This window comes from Congregibacter brevis (genome assembly GCF_045689245.1).
GTDB lineage: Bacteria > Pseudomonadota > Gammaproteobacteria > Pseudomonadales > Halieaceae > Congregibacter > Congregibacter brevis.
On the sequence record NZ_CP136865.1, the window covers coordinates 2,570,156 to 2,591,699 of the forward strand.

Genomic DNA, 21,544 nt, shown 5'->3' on the forward strand with positions numbered 1-21,544 from the left:
ATACCGCAAGCCCCTGAGTGTTGTTGATTAGAGGCTCGCGGTTCGCTTAGTCTGTGTGGCTGATTACCCTTCGGCGCTGCGCGCGTCTTTGGGTCCTCGTGGATCATTGCTAGCGCGTGGTACTTGCCGATCCGGTGCAGCCACAGCTGGCGCCGGTGTCTCTGAGAACAGCACTATTTGTCCAGTTTCGATGTGCAGTTCTTGCACGGGGGCCGGGGCGACGCGAGGGTCGTTCACCGCTCGGCCCTGTTCATTTACGCCATTACCCGGCGCATTGGCGGCTTCGGCTTCCACAGAAAGGCCGGCGGTAGCTGGCTCTGGCTGCAGTTCAGACTGAGTCTCGGTCTCATCAATACTCTGAGGCTCACTGCTTTCCGCGTCCGCAGTCGTAAGGGCGTCTTCGGCCGGAGCATATTCTGTAGCAGGACGCTCCTGACGGGCGGGCTCCGGGGCTAAGCCCATGGCGGCTTCGATACTGGTGCTGGCAACGGCGGGAGCGATCGATTCTTCGCTAGCGCTTTCGGGGGATGCCGCTACCTGACTGCTGTCATCGCTATCCACTTGAGTTTGAGCGATCGCTTCATCGGAGGGTTTCGCTTCAGATGCCGCGTCCGTGTCAGCTGCTGTGATGCCTGCGGCATGTTCTGCCATGCCTACAACCGCACTTGAGCCGGCGACCGTACCGGCGGAAACCTTGGATGTAGAAACAGCTTCATCAGCCGCCTCCGCTGCCGCAGTTGTCGCGAATTCTTCGCCCGAAGGATCAGTGGCGGTAGCACCTGTTGCAGCTGCGACGGCTTCTGCGGTTGCATCCGTTGCCGCGGCTACAGGGCGACGACGACGGCGGCGAGGTTCTCCGCGACGCTGGTCACTAGGACGCTTCCTGGGTTTGGAGTTGTCAGCTGAGTCTGTATCACCTTCACCGTCTGCTGCGCTTGCTTCGTCCGCTTCGCCAGCTTCGGTAGTGGTGTTATCTCCGGTGCTCTCTTGATTCTCGGTTCCTGTGCGGCGGCCTCCGCGAGAGCGGCGACGGCGTCGACGGCGAGTGCCATCTTCTGACTTTTCGTTACCTTCGCTATCCGAGGAGACGTCCGCATTTGCTTCGCCGGCGTCGGCTGTTGCTTCGGCGCTAGTAGTTTCTGCGCTTTGCTCTTGAGCATCACCGTTGCGATTTTGGTTGCGGCCCTGACCGCCTCGGCGACGACGGCCTCTATTTCGCTTAGGTCGGTCATCTTCCGATGCTTCGCTATCAGACTTCTTGGTCTCGGCTGCAGGAGCCGGCGCTTCTTTCTTAGCCTCGGCGGTGGCTTCCTCTGACTCCGCGTTGGGATCACCAAAGAAGCTCACCCAAAGACGCTGAGCCAAACCGGGCTTCGCAGCAACTGCTGCTCCGGCTACCGCTGCGGTTGCCGCGACCGACGCAGGAGCTTCGCTTTCAACGGCCTCCACAGGGGCTGGGGCCGCGGTCGGTGCGATGGTTTGCACCAGCGCTTCCTGGCTGGGGAGGCTGTTGTCATGGGAATCAGAAATGCTGTCTGCATCGGGTACTGCAATATCGACTTTGTAGCTGGTTTGCTGATCTCCATCGACTTCATCGTCACGCAGGCGTGTCACTTCAAAGTGCGGCGTTTCGAGATTTGGATTCGGGATTACCAGTACACGAACTCGCGTTAGGGACTCGATTTCGCTTAAAGCGACGCGTTTTTCGTTGAGTAAATAGGCAGCCACATCAACAGGCACGATAGCGCGGACTTCAGCACTACGATCTTTGATGGCTTCCTCTTCAAGAAGACGGAGAATCGATAGGGACAGGGACTTGGTGTCGCGAATACTGCCTTGTCCCGTGCAGCGGGGGCATACAATCGCGCTAGTCTCGCCCAGGGAGGGCCGCAGACGCTGGCGGGACATCTCCAGTAGTCCAAAACGCGATATTCGTCCTACCTGTACACGGGCACGATCAATGGCCAAAGCGTCACGCATGCGGTTTTCGACCGCGCGCTGATTGCGCGCCGCGAGCATATCGATGAAATCGATAACAACCAGTCCACCCATATCACGGAGTCGCAGTTGTCTCGCCACTTCGTCGGCAGCTTCAAGGTTAGTTTGAAGCGCGGTTTCTTCAATGTTTACACCCTTGGTCGCGCGGGCAGAGTTGATGTCGATAGAGACCAAGGCCTCTGTGGGGTCGATAACAATAGAGCCGCCGGAGGGCAATCTCACCTCCCGTTGGAAGGCGGACTCGATCTGGCTCTCAATCTGGAATCGATTGAAGAGGGGGATATTGTCTTCATAAAGCTTGATGCGCTGCTGGTACTTGGGCATCACCATGCTGACGAAGTCCATGGCCTGCTTGAAGGCATCCGGAGAATCGATGAGAACCTGGTCTACATCATCTCTCAGGTAATCGCGCACAGCGCGAATGATGACGTTGCTCTCCTGATAAAGCAGTACCGGAGACCTGTTCTCTTCGCCTGCTTTGCTCACGGCCTCCCATAGTTGCAGAAGGTAGTTCAAATCCCATTGGAGCTCCTCGGCTGAACGTCCCACACCGGCGGTACGGATGATGACACCCATACCATCAGGGATGTCGAGCGCGCTGAGGGCTTCGCGTAACTCGGCTCTATCGTCACCTTCAATGCGACGGGAGATGCCACCGGCACGGGGGTTGTTGGGCATGAGCACCATGTACCGCCCGGGCAGACTGATAAACGTTGTTAGTGCTGCGCCTTTATTGCCGCGTTCTTCCTTATCGACTTGTACTATCAGTCGGGTGCCTTCCTTCACCACATCGCGAATTGAAAACTTACCGTCTATGTCTTTCGGGTTGCGATAAAAGTATTCACGGGCGATTTCCTTGACGGACAGGAAGCCGTGGCGTTCCGCGCCGAAATCGACAAACGCCGCTTCCAGGCTGGGTTCAACTCGGGTGATTTTGCCAACGTAGATGTTGGCTTTCTTTTGCAGGCGGGTTCTGTTTTCGATATCCAGATCGTAAAGCTTCTGGCCGTCGACGAGTGCTACGCGCATTTCTTCTGCGTGCGTAGCATTGATAAGCATTTTCTTCATGTCTAACTAAACCTCTCGTGGGGTTTAGCCGGCGCATGCCAGTGCGTACCTGCGAATTGCCTGTTTACGACTTCGTAAACCAGCGAACTCACTTCGTACGCTGCAGTAAAGGCCAAGCCGTGAGACGGCGGTTTTACTGCACTAGTTGTTATCTCCGAGCGGTCAGCGTTTGCTGCCGTTCAGTGCTAATTCTGGTCTTGCCCCGGCAACCCTGTCTCTTTGGTGTTGCAATCGGGGGCTTCTTGCCTTGCTTCGTCCTCAGGAAATTTCTTTCCCAGCCCGTGTAACCGTCGGGCTATAAGTCCCCTTGAGTACCTCATGGACGGCTCCCGTCACTCCGGTGCCTGATCCTGTTTCCGTTTGTTAGAACGGTCCGCTCTTTAGGACTGCGAGCTCAGCAAAAAGCCTTCTGTAAACTCTTTGTTTTCTTTTCAAATCGGGCTGTGCAAGCGGTCATTCGTCTCATACTTGCGTAGCATCGTATAATTCCGGCAGTGGATTCTCTTGGCGGTAATCAAGTGCCTTTCTCCAACGCTTGTTCTAGCCAGGGACCCGCTAATAACTCATTAAGTGAAACTGCCAATAAGTCAGCTGAACGAGTCAGCTGAATGAGTCAGCTGTTAGAAGGGCCTGTCGGGAAAGGTTGTTGCGTCAAATCCGTTGCTCGCGCAGCATACTAGCAGCTAGCTTGCTTCTGCTCAAATAAAAGAAGGACGTTGAATTAGCTAATGCTTAAGCTTTCCAAACGCTTACGGGGACTCATGACATGAGCGCTGTGCGCTTTCTAACCGTTGATGAGCGGGGAGAGGGGCAGCGTCTCGATAACTTTGTGCTTCGAGAGTGCCCGGCGATTCCCAAGACCCGGCTCTATCGCGCCATGCGCAAGGGGGAGATTAGGGTCAATAAGGGGCGTGTGAAGCCTGATAGGCGGTTGCTACTCGGGGATATTGTGCGTTTGCCGCCCCTATCCGCTCCGGAGCCCCGGGAGCCCGGCGTAGCGCCAAGCGGGTGGCAGGAGCGCCTTGCTTCGCGCATTGTATTTGAGGACGAGCATCTTTTAGCGATCAATAAACCCTCGGGAATCGCTGTACACGGAGGTAGCGGCCTTCAATTTGGTTTAATCGAGACCTTGCGCACGATGCGCCCAGAGGCTCGGTTCCTGGAGCTTGTGCATCGTCTTGATCGAGAAACGTCAGGCCTCATTCTGATAGCTAAGAAACCCGCTGCCTTGCGGGCTTTGCACGAGCTGTTGAGAAGCCAGGGGAAGATAGATAAACGCTATCTTGCTCTGGTCGAGGGATCTTGGCCGCGGCATTTGCGCTTGGTGGAAGCACCTCTCCAGCGCTTTGAGCGGAAGTCCGGGGAGCGACAGGTAAAGGTTTCGAAGGAGGGTAAGCCCTCAGCGACAGAGTTCAGAGTGCGCGACAGTTTCGCCGATGCCACCTTGGTTCAGGCGCGACCTCTGACGGGAAGAACACATCAAATCCGTGTTCACGCTTTGCATGCCGGCCACACACTGCTTGGCGATGGCAAGTATCAAAGTGCACGCAGCGAAGGTTTAGCGCAGAAATTGCAGCTCAGACGATTGTTTTTGCACGCAGAATCACTGTCTTTTGTGCTCAATGATCAGTCTTACGCGCTCAATGCTCCGCTAGATGAGGAGCTTGATGTGGTATTAAAAAAGCTCTCTAAATAGTTGTTTTTAATGGATTTATGCCTAACTTTCGCAGCTCGTCGCAGGTCGCGATTAATGGTAGCCCCTCCAAAGCGGTCGGGTCATCACTTTCCAGCGATGTGAACAAACAAATCCCCAGTCCTTCCCAGCGGAAGCTTCCTGCGCAATCCAGGGGCTGCTCTCGTTGAACGTAGTCGGCAATCTCGGCAGCTGAGAGTTCTCTGAACCTCACCGTGGTGGGGACGCATCGTTGGGCCACCACATGCCCGTTCCGTGCGAAACTCACGGCAGTAAAGAAGTGCACCGCCTGCCCGCTACAGAGTCGCAGTTGTGCCTCAGCTGCCGGCACGCTTCCAGGTTTGCCTATTAGCTTTTCAGATAATGCTGCGACCTGATCGCTCCCGATGACGATGGCATTGGGGTACATGGTCGATATTGCGAGTGCTTTCTCGTCCCCGAGGCGCCGTGCCAAGGCTTCTGGCGCTTCGTTTTCATAGGCTGTTTCAGCGGTCTTTGGGTCCGCGCAGCTAAATGGGATAGCAAGACGCTCCAAAAGGGCCCTCCGATACTTTGAGGTGGATGCCAGGATCAGGGTCGTACTCTGAGATAATTCCATCGAGCTATGGTTTAGCTAACGCTCGGGATTGTAAAGATTTTTTTGACAAGTGAGGGGGTGATCACTATAGTGCGCCGCCATGTTGGCAGCCCCCCTCCCGAATACGGTCAATATCCGAAAAGCAGTGACCCGTTCGGCGCGTTATGAAGGAAGCCTTGGAGCCGAGCAAATCCCGCAGTTCGCGGAGTTGTTGGATCCGGCTTCACCAGAAATTGAGGTGGTTGTAGAGTTCGGAGAAAACGACGACGGGCAGCAATTTGCCGCCGTCGAAATGCAGGGAAAAGTGGTGCTGGAATGTCAGCGCTGCCTGCAACCGGTGATTTGCGAGTTGTCAGGGAATAGCCGTCTGGGCATCGTGCCGGGCGACGAGCAGGCGAAGCAGTTATCAGCGGGCCTGGAGCCACTTATTGCGGTTGATGATGTGGATCTCTGGGAGCTGGCTGAGGAAGAATTGGCGCTGGCCTTGCCAGTGGTGGCGTACCACCCGGATGGTGAGTGCGAGCCACCGAAGAGTGATCGGCAGGGCCGGTCAGAAGATCAAGAACTGGGGTTGTCCGAGGAAGTGTCGGCTAACCCTTTTAGTGTTTTGTCGTCGTTGTTGAATAACGACGACACGAAGGAGAAATAGCTCATGGCTGTTCAGAAGAGTAAAAAGACCCGTTCGCGGCGTGGTATGCGTCGTTCGCACGACTCGCTGAGTGGACCAACGTTGAACGTTGATCAGACAACTGGTGAGACCCATCGTCGCCACCACGTGACTGCTGACGGTTTTTACCGCGGCAAAAAAGTGGTTGAAACAGGCTCTGACGACTAAGTCACCTGTTTTTGGTAACCAGATCAGGCGCGCTTTCGCCTGGCACGCAAGTAGCTTTATAGCGGCACCTTTGGACAAGCACAGCGCGACGAACAAGTCGGCTTGGTTTGAACTGGGTGCCGTATTCGTTGCTAGACCCGTGTAATGCCGTTGCAGGTTCAGCTGCCCGGCATCTTTGGAGGTAAACCATGAGTCAAGATCTCGCGTTTTTGTTTCCTGGTCAGGGTAGCCAGCGTATCGGCATGCTCGCCGACGCAACGGAGCAGTTTGCCGAAGCGGCGCAGGTGTTTGAAGAAGCTTCCGATGCGCTTGGCTTTGATCTTCACGCCTTGGTCAGCAGCGGCGATCCCGAGCAACTTAATCTTACTGAGTTCACGCAGCCAGCATTACTGGCTGCATCCGTCGCGCTATGGCGGGTCTGGGAAGCGAAGGTCGGTGCTCGGCCGGCGGCGATGGCGGGCCATAGCCTTGGAGAGTTTTCTGCTCTGTGCTGTGCCGGGGCCATTAGCTTGAGAGATTCAGTTTCACTAGTGCGTGAGCGCGGTCGTTTCATGCAAACAGCAGTTCCCGTCGGTGTTGGCGCAATGGCTGCGATTCTGGGACTGGACGATGAGCAGGTTACTGCAATCTGCGAAGATATATCAGGCAGTGACGGCGGTGTGGTCCAGGCGGTGAATTTTAACGCACCTGGCCAAGTGGTCATCGCTGGCCACAGTGCAGCGGTAGATGGTGCAATTACGGCGCTTAAAGCTGCCGGAGCGAAGCGTGCCATGCCTCTGCCTGTCAGCGCACCTTTCCATACGGCTTTGATGCTGCCAGCGGGTGAAAGACTTGCTGAAGTGCTGCAGGGAATCTCGATAGCCAAGCCCGAGATTCCCGTCGTGCACAACGTTCACGCGCAAACCGAAGAAGATCCAGAGAGCATCCGCGATTTGCTGGTACAGCAAATTTCTGCGCCCGTACGTTGGACGTCGTGCGTTGCAACTTTGCAGTCCATGGGCGCTGTACAATTTGCGGAGTGCGGGGCCGGCAAGGTTCTGGGCGGACTGTTAAGACGCATAGACAAGAGCGCTAGCTGCGTTTATTTGGAAGCTCCGGATGATCTGTTGTCCGCGGTTACTGAGCTGGCTGATTAATCTAAGGAACGCTGGGGAAAGACTATGTCCGAAGCATCTCAAAGCAGCGTGTCGCGCGTTGCGCTCGTAACAGGCGCCAGTCGCGGGATCGGCCAAGCTATCGCCGATGCTCTAGCGGCCGAGGGCCATACGGTCATAGGTACAGCGACAAGCGACGCGGGCGCAGAAGCCATTGATGATCGTCTGAGTGTTACCGGAGGCGCGGGCATGCGTCTCGATGTTGCAGATCCTGAAAGCGTAGCCGCAGTGCTTGCCGCGATTAACGAACGCTTTGGTGCCCCCCTGATCCTGGTCAACAACGCCGGTATTACGCGGGACAATATTTTAATGCGAATGAAGGATGACGAGTGGCAAGGAGTCATGGATACAAATCTCACTGCCTTGTTCAAGACTTCTAAAGCAGCGCTTCGGGGTATGACCAAAGCGCGCTGGGGCCGCATAGTGAATATCACATCGGTTGTTGGGTCTATGGGTAATGCCGGCCAAAGTAATTATGCGGCGAGCAAGGCTGGTGCAGAGGGCTTTTCCCGCGCCTTGGCTCGAGAAATTGGTGCACGAAACGTCACGGTAAATGCAGTAGCGCCGGGATTTATCGACACTGACATGACAGCAGCGCTGAGCGAAGATCAACGCCATGCAATGTTGTCTCAAATACCTCTGGCACGTTTGGGGGATGCAAAAGAAATCGGTGCTCTGGTCGCATTTTTGTGCAGTGACTCGGCAGCGTATATAACGGGTGAAACAATTCACATAAACGGTGGTATGTACATGGCTTAATGTTTTGGGGAAGGTGTATGCCGGATAGTAAAAAACCGGTAGACTTCGCACCTGCCCGATTTCATTGGGAATGTAGGTTTTCCTTAAGCAGGAGTATTCGAGGATCATGAGCAGCATTGAAGAACGCGTAAAAAAAATCGTCGCTGAGCAGCTCGGCGTCAAAGAAGAAGAAGTACAGACGGAGGCTTCGTTCGTAGAGGACCTCGGTGCAGACTCGCTTGACACAGTAGAGCTGGTAATGGCGCTCGAAGAGGAATTCGAAACCGAAATTCCTGACGAGGAAGCCGAGAAAATCACGACCGTGAAGCTGGCTATTGACTATATCAACGAGCACCTCTCCTGAGGGCACTGCGAGCGCGTTTCCGCGCTTGTAGCACAATGAGAGCCGTGACTACCGCCAGGTATCACGGCTTTTCTGTTTGTATAAGCTCCATAAGTTGACAGTGAATCGATTAAGAAATCGCGCACTGGATTGATAGTGAAGGGAGAGAGATAGTGAAGGGAAGACGCGTAGTTGTGACGGGAATGGGGTTGGTCACTCCCGTGGGTCACGACGTTGAATCAAGCTGGGCATCCATATTGGCCGGGCGCAGTGGCGCTGCTCCCATCGAAACCTTCGATGTTGATGCCTACAGCACGCGCTTTAGTTCCAGCGTCAGAGACTTTGATATAGAGACGTATCTTTCTGCCAAAGACGCCCGAAAAATGGACACCTTTGTGCAGTACGGCATGGCCGCGGGTATTCAGGCGATTGAGCATTCCGGGTTCACAGTCACTGAAGAGAATGCGGGGCGTATTGGCTGCGCCATTGGCTCAGGTATTGGCGGTATTGGGCAGATCGAGAAAAACTCAGAAATTGTTAACAGCAGTGGCCCCCGACGCATATCGCCATTTTTTGTGCCGGGCTCAATCATCAATATGATCTCTGGCAACTTGTCTGTGCGCTACGGCATGCGTGGACCGAATATCGCGATTGTCACGGCTTGCACAAGCGGTACGCATAACATCGGGCTTGCAGCGCGAATGATCGCCCAAGGAGACGCCGACGCGATGGTGGCTGGTGGCGCTGAAATGGCAACGACAAAAGTTGGCTTGGGTGGATTCGCTGCTGCGCGGGCGCTGTCCACGCGCAATGACGATCCAGAGGCTGCGTCCAGGCCCTGGGATGCCGACCGCGATGGCTTCGTGCTGGGTGACGGCGCGGGCATGATGTTTCTTGAAGAATACGAAAGCGCGAAAGCTCGGGGAGCGCAGATTTTTGCCGAGCTGAGCGGCTTTGGAATGAGTGGTGATGCCTACCACATGACATTACCCCCGGAAGACGGGCGTGGCGCTGCGGACGCTATGCGCAACGCTTTACTCGACGCAGAGATTGACCCTAGCGTCATCGAGTATGTAAACGCTCATGGCACGTCGACGCTCGCCGGCGACGTCGCTGAAAGCAGAGCTGTTGAGTCAGTTTTTGGTACCGCGGCTTCAACGGTTGCTGTGAGCTCGACCAAGTCGATGATCGGACACCTGTTGGGCGCAGCGGGAGCGGTAGAAGCAGTGTTTGCCGTGCTGGCCATTCGTGATCAGGTGGCGCCTCCCACTATAAACCTGGATAAGCCCGGGGAGGGCTGCGTTCTGGACTACGTGCCACACACAGCCCGCGAGATGACTATTACCCACAGCCTCTCAAATTCCTTTGGCTTTGGTGGCACTAACGGTTCGTTGATTTTCGGACGCGTCTAGGCACTCCCTTGGACCCGACAGGGCCTGAGAATCAATCCCTGTCGGTGCCCGCCACCGACCGATCTTTCCTCTATGGCGATGGGGTTTTCGAAACGTTGCTTGTGGTGAATGGCGTAGCACTTTGGCGCGATTTGCACGAAGACCGAATGGCGCTGGGCGCCAAACGGCTTGGCATAGAAGTGGAAATGGAGGACGTTAGGCAAGCCATTCAGGATGGAGCTCAGCGCTCTCTCGCCACCGCTGGGGTACTGCGCGTCACCGTAAGTAGAAGCTCCACCGAACGGGGCTATGCGCCATCCGTGAATGCTGGTGCGAGAATTACTGCGACCCACAGTGCATTAGCTAGAGATCCCTTTGTTCCACTGCCTGCGGCGAACATATCTACATCGTCGATTGTTATGGGAGACCAGCCGCTGTTAGCGGGCATTAAACACTGCAATCGGCTGGAACAGGTCCTGGCTGCCGCTGAGGCGATTGAGCGGGGCGTTGACGATGTCGTGCTTTGTAACGCTGCGGATGTTTATCAATGCTCCAGTAACGCCAACCTGTTTGTTCTTAGGGGTGATGGGTTACTGACATCACCTTGTGAACGCAGTGGTGTTTTGGGGACGCGTCGGCGGCTTATCATTGACAGCTTGGCGGGGCGCTTGGGGCTGTCAGTCCGCGAAGTTCCCCTTAAGCATGAGGACTTGTCCTCTGCGGATGGGATGTTTTTATGCAACAGTATTATGGGCATTCGCCGTGTTGCGCGCTGGGAGCATCGGGTTTTCGAGCCCAATGATGTGCTCAATCGGTTGCAGTGCACGTACTACGAGGAGGCTCGGCAATGCAGCGCTATGTAGTCATCGCCGTAGGCGCCCTGTTGATCAGCGTTTTTATCGCTGTACGCTGGGTGGCCGGTTGGTGGGAGAGCCCTCTGGATGTTCCCGAAGACGGTTTGGTGGTCTATGTGGAGCCGGGTGATAGCTTGAGTCGCTTGTCCCGTCGTCTAGCTAACACCGGGGTACTGAAGCAAGAGCGCTTGTTTAATTGGTCTGGCCGTTTTCTGGGCGCAGACAGTCGTATTCTGCTGGGTGAATATCGTCTGGAAGCAGGCACGACTCCCAAAGGCCTTCTTGAGCTGCTGCAAAGCGGTGACACCGTTCGTTATCTCGTGACTTTGCCCGAGGGAATAACGCTTCAGGATGCTTTGGAGCTAATCCAAAATAGCGATGGAATTAACCCCGTGCTCGAGCAAAGCGATGACCCACAATTGATAGCGCTGGTGGCCCCCGCGGCAGTAGCTGAAGGCTATTTCTTACCAGAAACCTACCAGTATGAAAGAGGCGATAGCGACCTTGATGTACTCACCGAGGCGCACCGTATGATGGAGGAGACCCTGGCTGATGTCTGGAATCAACGCCAGTCAGACCTGCCTTATGACGACCCTTACGAAGCGCTGGTAATGGCCTCCATCATCGAAAAAGAAACCGGCTTGGCGGCTGAGCGTCCAACGATAGGCGGAGTTTTTGTTCGTCGGTTACAACGAGGAATGCGTCTGCAGACAGACCCAACAGTGATTTATGGGCTTGGCAGTGCATTTCAGGGTAATCTGCAACGTAAACACCTGAGCGACGAAAGTAACCCCTACAATAGCTATCGGCACCATGGTCTGCCCCCAGGACCCATTGCCTTGCCGGGAAGAGCGGCGCTGATGGCAGCCGTAGATCCTCAGGATGGCGACGCGCTTTACTTCGTAGCACGGGGTGACGGCAGCCATAAATTTAGCGCAACGCTTGAAGAACATCAGGCGGCTGTGCGCCAGTTTCAGTTATCGCGACGCGCCAACTATCGTTCGGCGCCCAAGGGCAGTGAGCAGTGAGTCAACGAGGACTATTTATTACCTTGGAAGGTGGTGAGGGCGCTGGTAAAAGCACAGCGATGGCCTTCATTATGCGGCGGCTGCAGGAGGCGAACGTAGACCTCGTATGCACCCGAGAGCCCGGAGGAACCCAGTTGGGCGAGCAGCTGCGGGAGACTTTACTGGCTCCCTCGGATACGGAAATTGACCCAACTGCAGAGTTGCTGATGATGTTTGCAGCGCGTGCTCAGCACCTCGCTGAATGCATTCTTCCAGCACTGCAGCGAGGGAAGTGGGTGCTCTGCGATCGCTTCACTGACGCGACCTATGCTTATCAGGGCGCAGGAAGACAAATGGGCGATGAACCCGTGGCAGTTCTGGAAGAATTAGTACAGGGTGAGCTGCGGCCCGATGTGACGCTGTTGCTCGATGTTCCAGCTGATGTTGGCATCGCCCGGGCGCGCGGTAGGGGAGCGCTGGATCGCTTTGAGTTGGAGGATCACGCTTTTTTTGAGCGAGTGAGGCAGTCCTACCTAGCCAGAGCTAAGCGTAGCAGCGGTCGTTATCAGATTATCGACGCCTCGGCGCCTCTTCCCGATGTAGAGCAGGCCTTGCAGGCGCTCGTCAACGATCTCATAGCCTGTCCTCCTTTGGTGGAAGTTTGATGCCGGAATTGCCCCCACTTGTACTTCCCCCCGGGCAATCCCGGTGTCTTCCCTGGCATACAGCGAGCTGGGAGAGTTTTGCGACGCTATTTGAGAAACAGCGCTTACCTCACGCCATGCTGCTGGAAGGTCAGCCCGGCACAGGTCGCAATCGTTTGGGCTTAGCTCTAGCGCGCTTTCTACTGTGTAGTGAGAGGAGTGCGGAAGGAAATTGTGGTCAATGTAAGACCTGCACGCTAAGTGCTTCGGGGGCGCATCCCGATTTTCTCAGTGTGGTGCCAGCTGAAGAAGGCAAAGCAATAGGAATAAACGCGATACGGGAGGTGATTCGTTTTGCGACGGCGACCCCGACCTTGGGTCAGTACAAGCTAATCGTGATATCCCCGGCAGAATCCCTGACCACCGCTGCATTCAATGCATTTTTGAAATGTCTGGAAGAGCCTTCATCTGAGACCTTCATCATTATGGTGTCTGCCCGCGGGTACCCCCTCCCGGCGACGATACGTTCCCGCTGTCAGCGTTGGCAGTTGCCCTCACCAACGATATCTACCGCGAGTGAGTGGCTGGCGGATTCCTCGCCTCAAAGCGACCTCGGCACTGATGGAGTCACAGCGATGCTTGAGCTTTGTGGTGGTAGACCCTTGGACGCGCTAGACAAGCTGGAGGGGGAGGAGCGCGATGCGCTGCTTGGCCTTCAACACGCTGCTCAAGAGATGATCCAAAGGCGCGCAAAATCCTTAAGACTCGAGCAGGCTATTGCGGCGGTTGAGCCTGCTGATGCTCTCGATGTTCTGGAATCAGTGCTCCAGCGTTGGCTGCGAGAGCTACCGACAGAGGAGCTTCGAACGGGACACGCGCTCCGAGGCTTTGCAGCGTTGGATAATATTGGTCGCTTGCGCGCTGCAAAGAGAAGTGGAACCAACCCCAATGTCGATCTGCTTCGATTTAGCGCGACTTCAACTCTCAACGGGCTATGGGAGCATTAAACGCAATGCTACACTCACGGCTGCTCATCACATGTTTCTAGCATCATGAATGAACAATCATCAGGCCATCAGGGAATACTCTCTCTGACCATAAAGGACAAAGCGGTCCTTTATTCAGCGTATATGCCGTTTATAAAAAACGGCGGGCTATTCGTCCCCACCAATAAAAGTTACGAAATTGGCGACGAGGTGTTCATGCTGCTGACACTTATGGAGGAGCCCGACAAAATTCCCATCGCTGGTAAGGTCGTCTGGGTTACCCCGCGCGGAGCGCAAGGGAACAGAACCTCAGGTATAGGCGTGCAGTTCTCTGAGCAGGACGCTGCTGCCAATTCGAAGATAGAAGAGCACCTGGCAGGCATGCTCACATCGGATCGCCCCACGCATACGATGTAAGTGGGGTGTGCTCCCTTGGAACGGGTTTACATAAGTGGCGAGCCGTAATCTAGAATTCACTTTACCTTTACTTCACCTCGATTTTACCTCCATTGCCCCAGACTTTTAGGTCTGATGGTTCGGAGAGAGTGGAATTCTCTTGGGTGATTTTATTTCTAGATATATGATGTAAGGCATTGAATTATATGAATTCAGGGCAAAAAAGTGGGCTCCAAGAGGAGCCCAATAAGACCATTAGGAGTGAAACATAAAGGAACTTAATCCTTCACTACGGAACATTGGGTTTGTTCCGGTGACAAACCATTCCTGCGAGGAAATGGGGTCACCTCTATAGTAAAGCTAACAAACAAAAATATTCCATAGTTTGTTCACTTAAAACTAGTTCTTTTGTGCATATCACTATAATTTTTTAATAACTAAACGGAGCTAAAACGCCGACTTGGAAGAAAATAAACCAATATTTGGGGTTATAGAGGGCTTCTACGGCAGGGCCTGGTCACTAGAATCGCGCCTGCAAATGGCGCGATGGTTGCCTGCGGTCGGGATTCAAGCCTACCTCTATGCCCCGAAGGCCGATGCGTTCTTGCGCAAATCCTGGCACCGTTCCTGGCCCGATTCCCAGCGTAAACATTTGCTGGAATTAGCGAACGTGTGTGCGAGCAACCAGCTTGGGCTTCACGTTGGGTTATCGCCCTTTGAGCTTTATCGGGACTACGGCGGCTCCAGTAAAGCCGCGCTGAAATCGAAACTTGGCGAAATCATTGATTTGGGGGTAAGTGGACTGGCGGTTCTTTTTGACGATATGCCGGGTAGTCTCGGCAGCCTGGCTGCCAGGCAAGCCGAGATTTGCAACGATCTGAGTCACTGGGCGAGCGATGCGGATTTGGCGCTGCGCGTATGTCCGACTTATTACAGCGATGATCCGATTCTCGACGAGATTTTTGGAGCTCGCCCCGCTAATTATGTCGAAGAGCTTTATTCTGAGCTTGAGGGCGACTTCGAAATATTCTGGACCGGGCCCCAGGTGTGCTCTGACTCCCTGGATCCCGAAGCGTTAGAAGCCGTCAGCGACAGCTGCAACGGTAATGTCGCCATTTGGGACAACTATCCGGTCAATGATAGTCGCGCGCGGTCTCCGCACATCTATGTGGATCCTTTGCAGGGGCGTGCAGAGGGGTTGCGTGGGCTTATTGGCAGTCACTGGTGTAATGCAATGAACCAGCCAGCGTTGTCATTGGCTGCTCTGGCTAGTCTGCCGGCGGTTTACGGTGTGCGAGCTCCAGAGCGTGATAGAGTTCTTGAGGAGGCGGGGACCGATCAGAAAATGGTGGAGGCCTGTATGCCGCTGTCTCGTTCGCCTCTTAATATGATCACTCATAAAGAGCGCGATGCGCTGGCGGTAGCAGCTTCAGGAGAGACCGTGGCGGCTTCAGAATTACGAGATTGGCTGTCCGGAGGCTACGAATTTGACCCAGACTGCTTAACCAGTTGAAAGGTATGTTGCTGCCGCGGAGCGGCTGTGGCAAAATCGCGCCCCTCGGAGGCACCCGGCAACGCCCTTGTCTCCGATAAAAATCTAGAGATATCAATGTTTTGCGGGTTTTTTGATGCTCAAAAGAGGCTTCAAATGCCCAGTCAGTTATGCGGGAGTGGCGGAATTGGTAGACGCGCTGGTTTTAGGTACCAGTGTCTTATGACGTGAGAGTTCGAGTCTCTCCTTCCGCACCAATCAAGGGCTTGTTCAAAGCCTCGCCAAAGAATGAGTTTTAAGGGATCACCAGATTATGCAGGTTTCTATAGAAACAACGTCCAAGCTGGAGCGCCGGCTGACCGTTGGAGTACCGGCCGAAACTGTCGACTCACAAGTCGATGAACGTCTCCGAGAGGCCGTTAAAAACGTGCGTCTACCGGGGTTTAGACCCGGTAAAGTGCCACTCAAGGTGATGCGTCAGCGGTTTGGGCCAGGTGTTCGTCAGGAAGTACTTGGCGAAGTCATGAGCCGAAGCTTTCAGGAGGCTGTTATCCAGGAGAAGTTAAAGCCTGCGGGGCAGCCCACCATCGAACCTCGCAATATGGATGCGGGCAAAGATCTCGAGTACATCGCTACTTTTGAAGTGTTTCCTGACGTCGATGTCGTGGAACTCAAGGATTACCCCGTTGAGAAGCCAGCAGCTGAAGTAACCGGTGATGATGTAGACAACATTATTGAAGTCTTTCGTAAGCAGCGCGGTAGCTGGGAAGTCGCCGAGCGTGCAGCGGTGGACGGCGATCGCGTGAATATCGACTTCGAAGGCACTCGCGATGGCGAAGCTTTTGAAGGTGGTAGCGCAGAAGGCAGTGATTTGGAGCTTGGTTCCGGTCAGATGATTCCCGGATTCGAAGACGGTGTTGTGGGTATGAGCGCCGGCGAAGAAAAAGTGCTGTCGCTGAGCTTTCCTGAGGATTACCACGCTGAGGAGCTGAAAGGCGCTGCTGTGGAATTCAAAGTTACCGTTAACAAAGTCGAAGAGATGCAGCTTGCACCTCTGGATGCGGAGCTATACGCAGCCTATGGTCTTGAGGGCGATGACGAAACAGAGTTCCGTGCTGAAGTCGAACAGAACATGGCTCGTGAGCTCCGTAATGCTGTGGACGCCCGTGTTAAAAAGCAGGTCATGGATGCGGTAGTAGAAGCCTACGGAGACTTGGAGGTGCCTGCAGCATTGATCTCTCAAGAGACCGACGCGCTTCGTAACCAGATGTTTCAGCAGTTTGGCGGTGCCGCTCCCGAAGGCATGGATCTCAAATCTATCCTTCCCGACGATATGTTTGCCGAAAACGCTGCGCGTCGTGTGAAGCTTGGTTTGGTATTGGCAGAACTTATTGCTCATTACGAGCTCAAAGCTGATGAAGGAGCTCTGCGCGCTGCCGTCGAGGAGATCGCGTCAACTTATCAGGATCCGGAAGAAGTAATTAACTGGTATTTTGGCAACCAAGAGCAACTTGCAGCCGTAGAATCTAAAGTACTGGAAGACAAAGTAGTGGAACGCCTTCTTGAGTCAGCGGCGATTAGTGACGTTGAGTGTACCTATCAGGAAGCCATTGCTCTGGGCCAACAGGCTAACCAGTAGTTCATTTAGAAGCTTAGGAGCCAACAAAGCATGTCAAATCAGATCGACGGTATGTCACCCTCAGTTCAAGCACTGGGTCTCGTACCCATGGTGGTTGAGCAGACTTCCCGAGGTGAGCGTTCCTACGACATTTACTCACGCCTCTTAAAAGAGCGTGTGGTGTTTGTCGTAGGCCAGGTGGAAGATCACATGGCAAACCTGATCGTCGCTCAGCTCCTGTTTCTCGAGTCGGAAAATCCAGATAAAGATATCCACCTATATATCAATTCTCCGGGCGGGTCGGTCACAGCGGGCTTGTCTATTTACGACACCATGCAGTTTATTAAGCCCGACATCAGTACTATGTGCCTGGGTCAGGCTGCATCCATGGGAGCGTTTCTGCTTTCTGGTGGCACTAAAGGTAAGCGTTACTGCTTGCCGAATGCGCGAACCATGATCCATCAACCTAGCGGTGGTGCTCAGGGTCAAGCGACGGATATCGATATCCAGGCGAAGGAAATTTTGATTATCCGAGAGCGGCTGAATCGACTCATGGCTGAGCACACCGGGCAGCCTCTTGAGGTGATCGAGCGCGATACCGAGCGTGATCGCTTCATGGATGCCGAGCAAAGTAAAGAGTATGGCTTGGTAGATGAGGTTGTGACTGCTCGGAGCGCTGGCAGCAGCGAGTGATTCAAAACCTGTTTTGTAACGCTGATATTGCCCTTCTACTTGCATTAGGAAGCGAAAAACATCAACCTAAAACAGGTGGCAGTATCGTGGGAGGCGAAGTAAGCCAATGAGTAAAGATTCATCCGGAACAGATGACGGTGGCAAGCTTCTATATTGCTCCTTCTGCGGCAAGAGCCAGCACGAAGTTCGTAAGCTGATCGCGGGTCCTTCCGTATTTATTTGCGACGAGTGCGTCGATCTTTGCAACGACATCATTCGCGAAGAAGTTCAGGAAAGCGCCGCTGAGGACGCCGACGAGAAGCTACCGGTACCAGTAGAAATCAACGCTATTCTCGACGAGTACGTCATTGGCCAGCAGCGCGCCAAGAAAGTGCTCTCCGTAGCCGTTTACAATCACTACAAGCGTCTTCGTCACGGCGGCTCAAAAGGCGACGATGTAGAGTTGGGTAAGAGTAATATTTTGCTGGTGGGCCCAACGGGGTCCGGTAAAACTCTCTTGGCTGAAACGCTGGCGCGACTTCTGGATGTGCCCTTCACTATTGCCGATGCAACTACGCTGACTGAAGCGGGTTATGTGGGTGAAGACGTTGAGAATATCATTCAAAAGTTGCTGCAAAAATGCGACTACGACGTAGAGAAAGCCCAGGTCGGTATCGTGTACATTGACGAAATCGACAAGATCTCGCGCAAGTCTGATAACCCGTCTATCACTCGAGACGTGTCAGGCGAGGGCGTACAACAGGCATTGCTCAAGCTTATAGAGGGGACCGTGGCTTCGGTTCCTCCGCAGGGCGGACGCAAGCATCCTCAGCAGGAGTTCTTGCAGGTCGATACCTCAAGCATTTTGTTTATCTGTGGTGGAGCGTTTGCTGGCCTCGATAAAGTGATTCGCGACCGGTCTGAAAAGGGCGGTATTGGCTTTGGCGCCGAAGTTCACAGCAAGGACGCGAAGCGTAACGTGGGCGAGGTGCTGTTCGACCTCGAGCCAGAAGATCTTGTTCAGTACGGCCTCATCCCCGAGTTTGTAGGGCGATTGCCAGTGATTGCTACGCTTGAGGAGCTCGACGTGCCTGCATTGGTGCAAATCCTCACCGAGCCACGCAACTCGCTCACCAAACAGTACAGCAAGCTCTTCGACATGGAAGACGTGGAGATTGATTTTCGTGAAGATGGGCTCCGTGCCGTGGCAGAAAAGGCCATGGAGCGTAAGACTGGTGCTCGCGGGCTACGCTCCATACTAGAAGGTGTTCTTCTGGACACCATGTACAGCATCCCTTCGCGTGAAGATGTCGCCAAGGTCGTCGTTGATGAGTCGGTTATTCGCGGTGATTCCGAGCCGCTACTGGTTTATCAGAACAACGAGCCGGTACGAGCGGCGGTTCCCGAAGACTAACAAGGCCCCACGGGGCCCTTGGGTCCGTCGAATGGACCGCGTCTTCAGTTGAAGTCCGCCTTCGATGCCCAATTGACTTGTATTTAGCGTGTTAGACCCCACTACTTAAGGGGTCGGGTGTTTAACAGCCGTTGGCTGGCTGCGCTTTTCCCTGACCCGATTTCTGGCTGCATCTGGAGAACACAATGGGCGAGCACCCCGTACTAGAACTTCCTCTGTTACCCCTGCGCGATGTTGTGGTGTACCCGCACATGGTCTTGCCCTTGTTTGTGGGTCGAGAGCGCTCCATCGAAGCCCTCGAACACGCCATGGCGAACGATAAGCAGGTGCTTCTGGTAGCCCAACGCAACGCCTCCGATGACGATCCCCGAGCTGATGACATCTACCAGGTGGGTACGGTGTCTAATATTCTGCAGCTTCTCAAGCTGCCTGACGGGACAATCAAGGTGTTGGTTGAAGGTGGCTTCCGGGCCGCCGTTGATTTTGTGAATGACGATGGGGAGTTCACCGTCGCCGGTGTTCGCGAGATTGAAGCCGACGAGCCCGACGAGGATGAAGCGGAGGGCCTGTTAAGAACGACCTCGGCCAATTTCGAGAAGTATGTAACCCTCAGCAAGAAAGTGCCCGCCGAGGTGCTGACGTCGCTCACAGGCATTGATGAGCCGGGACGGCTCGCAGACACCATTGCCGCCCATATGGGTGTCGAGCTCGACCAGAAGCAAAAGATCCTCGAAATCTCCTCGGTGAAGGGGCGTCTGGAGTATCTCATGGGCCTCATGGAGGCCGAGATTGATGTATTTCAAGTCGAGAAGCGCATCCGTGGCCGCGTCAAAAAGCAGATGGAAAAGAGCCAGCGCGAGTACTACCTGAATGAACAAATGAAGGCCATTCAGAAAGAACTCGGGGAAATGGATGAAGCGCCTAACGAGGCAGATGAACTCGAGCAACGAATTGCCGACGCGAAAATGCCCGACGAAGCGAAAGAAAAGACGCTGACGGAGCTTGGCAAGTTAAAGATGATGTCCCCCATGTCCGCAGAGGCGTCGGTGCTACGTAGTTACATCGATTGGATGGTAAGCGTACCCTGGTCAAAGCGCAGCAAAGTGAAGCATGACCTTAAGCGCGCTACGGATATTCTGGACGCGGACCATTACGGTCTGGAAGAAGTCAAAGAGCGAATACTGGAATATCTTGCGGTGCAAAAACGCGTTCGCAAGGTAAAAGGCCCTGTGCTATGTCTGGTTGGCCCTCCCGGCGTTGGTAAAACCTCTCTTGGAGAATCCATTGCCCGTGCGACGAATCGCAAGTTTGTACGCATGGCGCTCGGTGGGGTTCGCGATGAGGCAGAAATTCGTGGCCACCGTCGAACCTACATAGGCTCCATGCCCGGTAAGCTTTTGCAGAAAATGTCCAAGGCCGGCGTGCGTAATCCGCTGTTTTTACTCGATGAAATCGACAAGATGGGCATGGATCATCGTGGCGACCCCGCGTCGGCGCTATTAGAGGTCCTCGATCCGGAACAAAACCATCAGTTCAACGATCACTACCTTGAAGTGGACTACGACCTGTCCGATGTCATGTTTGTGTGTACCTCCAACACCATGAACATTCCCGGGCCTCTTCTGGATCGTATGGAAGTTATCCGTCTTCCCGGATACACAGAGGACGAAAAGCTCAACATCGCCCAACGCTACCTCATCCCCAAGCAGATAAAGCGCAACGGACTGAAGGACGATGAGCTAAGCATTGGCGAGGACGCATTAATCGATGTGATTCGTTACTACTCCCGGGAAGCGGGCGTGCGAGCGCTTGAGCGCGAGATCGCGAAGATCTGCCGAAAGATGGTTAAAGCCATCACCCTTAAAGAGAGCGAGTACGGTGACAAGGTGACGCCAGAGATGCTCTCGACGCTGCTGGGCGTGCGCAAGTACAACTACGGTGTTGCCGAAGAAGAGAACAAGATCGGCCAGGTGACTGGCTTGGCCTGGACCTCCGTGGGTGGCGAGTTGCTTACTATCGAGACTGCTGCAGTCGCTGGTAAAGGCCGGTACGTGAAGACGGGCTCTCTGGGCGATGTGATGCAGGAGTCTATTCAGGCAGCAAGCACGGTTGTTCGCAGCCGCTCACAATTGTTGGGCATCCCAGCCAGCTATCATGATAGTCACGACATGCATATTCACGTGCCTGAAGGCGCCACACCAAAAGATGGCCCCAGTGCCGGTGTGGCAATGTGTACCGCGCTGGTGTCTGTCTCTACGGAGATACCCGTGCGCGCTGACGTGGCGATGACTGGTGAAATCACCCTTCGAGGTGAGGTTCTGCCTATCGGTGGTCTCAAAGAGAAGCTCCTGGCGGCGAGGCGGGGAGGCATAAAGACGGTCATTATCCCGAAGGAAAACGAGCGCGATTTACAGGAGGTTCCTGACAATATCAAAGAGGATCTGGAAATCCTCGCCGTTAAGTGGATTGATGAAGTGCTAGCTATCGCATTGGAAAGTCCACCGGTACCCTTAAGTGATGAGGAATATCTCGCGGGCACTGAAGATTCTCAGACGGAGCAGGGGCGCGACGGCGACCAAAATCGCATAAACACCCATTAAAAGTTTGATTTAGCACGGCTTTGGTTGACCCATCTGAGGGGGCTGGTATACAGTCTCGCAGCTG

The 21,544-nt window shown here is 54.4% G+C and carries 19 protein-coding genes and 1 tRNA gene; 18 read left to right on the forward strand and 2 right to left on the reverse strand.

Going from position 1 to position 21,544, the window contains the following annotated elements; genetic code table 11:
* Positions 1 to 63 precede the first annotated feature (63 nt).
* Entirely contained in the window at positions 64 to 3,066 is a 3,003-nt protein-coding gene (gene rne / locus R0137_RS11360) for a ribonuclease E (protein WP_407326530.1), read from the reverse strand.
* A 766-nt stretch (positions 3,067 to 3,832) separates the two neighbouring features.
* Between rne and R0137_RS11365 the strand changes: the two genes are divergently transcribed.
* A complete protein-coding gene (locus tag R0137_RS11365) occupies positions 3,833 to 4,762 on the forward strand; it encodes an RluA family pseudouridine synthase (protein ID WP_407326531.1) in 930 nt (309 codons plus the stop codon).
* Here R0137_RS11365 and R0137_RS11370 read toward each other — a convergent pair.
* Positions 4,755 to 5,357, reverse strand: a complete 603-nt coding sequence (locus tag R0137_RS11370; RefSeq protein WP_407326532.1) for a Maf family protein — start codon at positions 5,355 to 5,357, stop codon at positions 4,755 to 4,757. The two genes, R0137_RS11365 and R0137_RS11370, sit on opposite strands and share 8 nt — an antisense overlap.
* A gap of 79 nt (positions 5,358 to 5,436) precedes the next feature.
* On the opposite strand from R0137_RS11370, the gene R0137_RS11375 reads away from it, so the two are divergent.
* The 17 genes from R0137_RS11375 to lon all read left to right on the forward strand — a co-directional run bounded on the left by R0137_RS11375 (position 5,437) and on the right by lon (position 21,480).
* Positions 5,437 to 5,985 (forward strand): YceD family protein, encoded by a 549-nt coding sequence (locus tag R0137_RS11375; protein WP_407326533.1) that lies wholly within the window; start codon positions 5,437 to 5,439, stop codon positions 5,983 to 5,985.
* A gap of 3 nt (positions 5,986 to 5,988) precedes the next feature.
* Positions 5,989 to 6,171, forward strand: a complete 183-nt coding sequence (gene rpmF / locus R0137_RS11380; protein WP_008295495.1) for a 50S ribosomal protein L32 — start codon at positions 5,989 to 5,991, stop codon at positions 6,169 to 6,171.
* 188 nt (positions 6,172 to 6,359) lie between these two features.
* A complete protein-coding gene (gene fabD / locus R0137_RS11385) occupies positions 6,360 to 7,307 on the forward strand; it encodes an ACP S-malonyltransferase (protein ID WP_407326534.1) in 948 nt (315 codons plus the stop codon).
* 24 nt (positions 7,308 to 7,331) lie between these two features.
* The gene (fabG, locus tag R0137_RS11390; protein WP_407326535.1) at positions 7,332 to 8,084 is read left to right on the forward strand and encodes a 3-oxoacyl-ACP reductase FabG; all 753 of its coding nucleotides are present in this window, start codon (positions 7,332 to 7,334) and stop codon (positions 8,082 to 8,084) included.
* Between the two features lie 106 nt (positions 8,085 to 8,190).
* Entirely contained in the window at positions 8,191 to 8,427 is a 237-nt protein-coding gene (acpP, locus tag R0137_RS11395) for an acyl carrier protein (RefSeq protein WP_008295499.1), read from the forward strand.
* Between the two features lie 152 nt (positions 8,428 to 8,579).
* Entirely contained in the window at positions 8,580 to 9,818 is a 1,239-nt protein-coding gene (fabF, locus tag R0137_RS11400) for a beta-ketoacyl-ACP synthase II (protein ID WP_407326536.1), read from the forward strand.
* An 8-nt stretch (positions 9,819 to 9,826) separates the two neighbouring features.
* Positions 9,827 to 10,660, forward strand: coding sequence for an aminodeoxychorismate lyase (gene pabC / locus R0137_RS11405; RefSeq protein ID WP_407326537.1), 834 nt, complete (start codon positions 9,827 to 9,829; stop codon positions 10,658 to 10,660).
* Positions 10,645 to 11,679: an endolytic transglycosylase MltG gene (gene mltG / locus R0137_RS11410; protein WP_407326538.1), complete on the forward strand. Its 1,035-nt coding sequence runs from the start codon at positions 10,645 to 10,647 to the stop codon at positions 11,677 to 11,679. The genes pabC and mltG overlap by 16 nt, the downstream gene beginning before the upstream one ends.
* A 59-nt stretch (positions 11,680 to 11,738) precedes the next feature.
* Positions 11,739 to 12,323 (forward strand): dTMP kinase, encoded by a 585-nt coding sequence (tmk, locus tag R0137_RS11415; RefSeq protein WP_407330011.1) that lies wholly within the window; start codon positions 11,739 to 11,741, stop codon positions 12,321 to 12,323.
* Complete coding sequence (locus R0137_RS11420) at positions 12,323 to 13,309, forward strand: DNA polymerase III subunit delta' (protein ID WP_407326539.1); 987 nt, start codon at positions 12,323 to 12,325, stop codon at positions 13,307 to 13,309. The genes tmk and R0137_RS11420 overlap by 1 nt, the downstream gene beginning before the upstream one ends.
* 45 nt (positions 13,310 to 13,354) lie before the next feature.
* A complete protein-coding gene (locus tag R0137_RS11425; protein WP_008295524.1) occupies positions 13,355 to 13,705 on the forward strand; it encodes a PilZ domain-containing protein in 351 nt (116 codons plus the stop codon).
* A 439-nt stretch (positions 13,706 to 14,144) separates the two neighbouring features.
* Positions 14,145 to 15,197, forward strand: coding sequence for a beta-N-acetylglucosaminidase domain-containing protein (locus tag R0137_RS11430; RefSeq protein WP_407326540.1), 1,053 nt, complete (start codon positions 14,145 to 14,147; stop codon positions 15,195 to 15,197).
* Between the two features lie 151 nt (positions 15,198 to 15,348).
* Positions 15,349 to 15,433 (forward strand) — tRNA-Leu (locus tag R0137_RS11435).
* Positions 15,434 to 15,489: 56 nt separating this feature from the next.
* Entirely contained in the window at positions 15,490 to 16,815 is a 1,326-nt protein-coding gene (tig, locus tag R0137_RS11440) for a trigger factor (protein ID WP_407326541.1), read from the forward strand.
* 30 nt (positions 16,816 to 16,845) lie between these two features.
* The gene (gene clpP / locus R0137_RS11445; RefSeq protein WP_407326542.1) at positions 16,846 to 17,487 is read left to right on the forward strand and encodes an ATP-dependent Clp endopeptidase proteolytic subunit ClpP; all 642 of its coding nucleotides are present in this window, start codon (positions 16,846 to 16,848) and stop codon (positions 17,485 to 17,487) included.
* 106 nt (positions 17,488 to 17,593) lie between these two features.
* Positions 17,594 to 18,880 (forward strand): ATP-dependent Clp protease ATP-binding subunit ClpX, encoded by a 1,287-nt coding sequence (gene clpX / locus R0137_RS11450; protein WP_407326543.1) that lies wholly within the window; start codon positions 17,594 to 17,596, stop codon positions 18,878 to 18,880.
* Between the two features lie 185 nt (positions 18,881 to 19,065).
* Positions 19,066 to 21,480 carry an endopeptidase La gene (lon, locus tag R0137_RS11455; RefSeq protein WP_407326544.1) on the forward strand — a complete coding sequence of 805 codons (2,415 nt, stop codon included), beginning with the start codon at positions 19,066 to 19,068 and terminating at the stop codon, positions 21,478 to 21,480.
* The last annotated feature ends 64 nt before the right edge of the window (positions 21,481 to 21,544 follow it).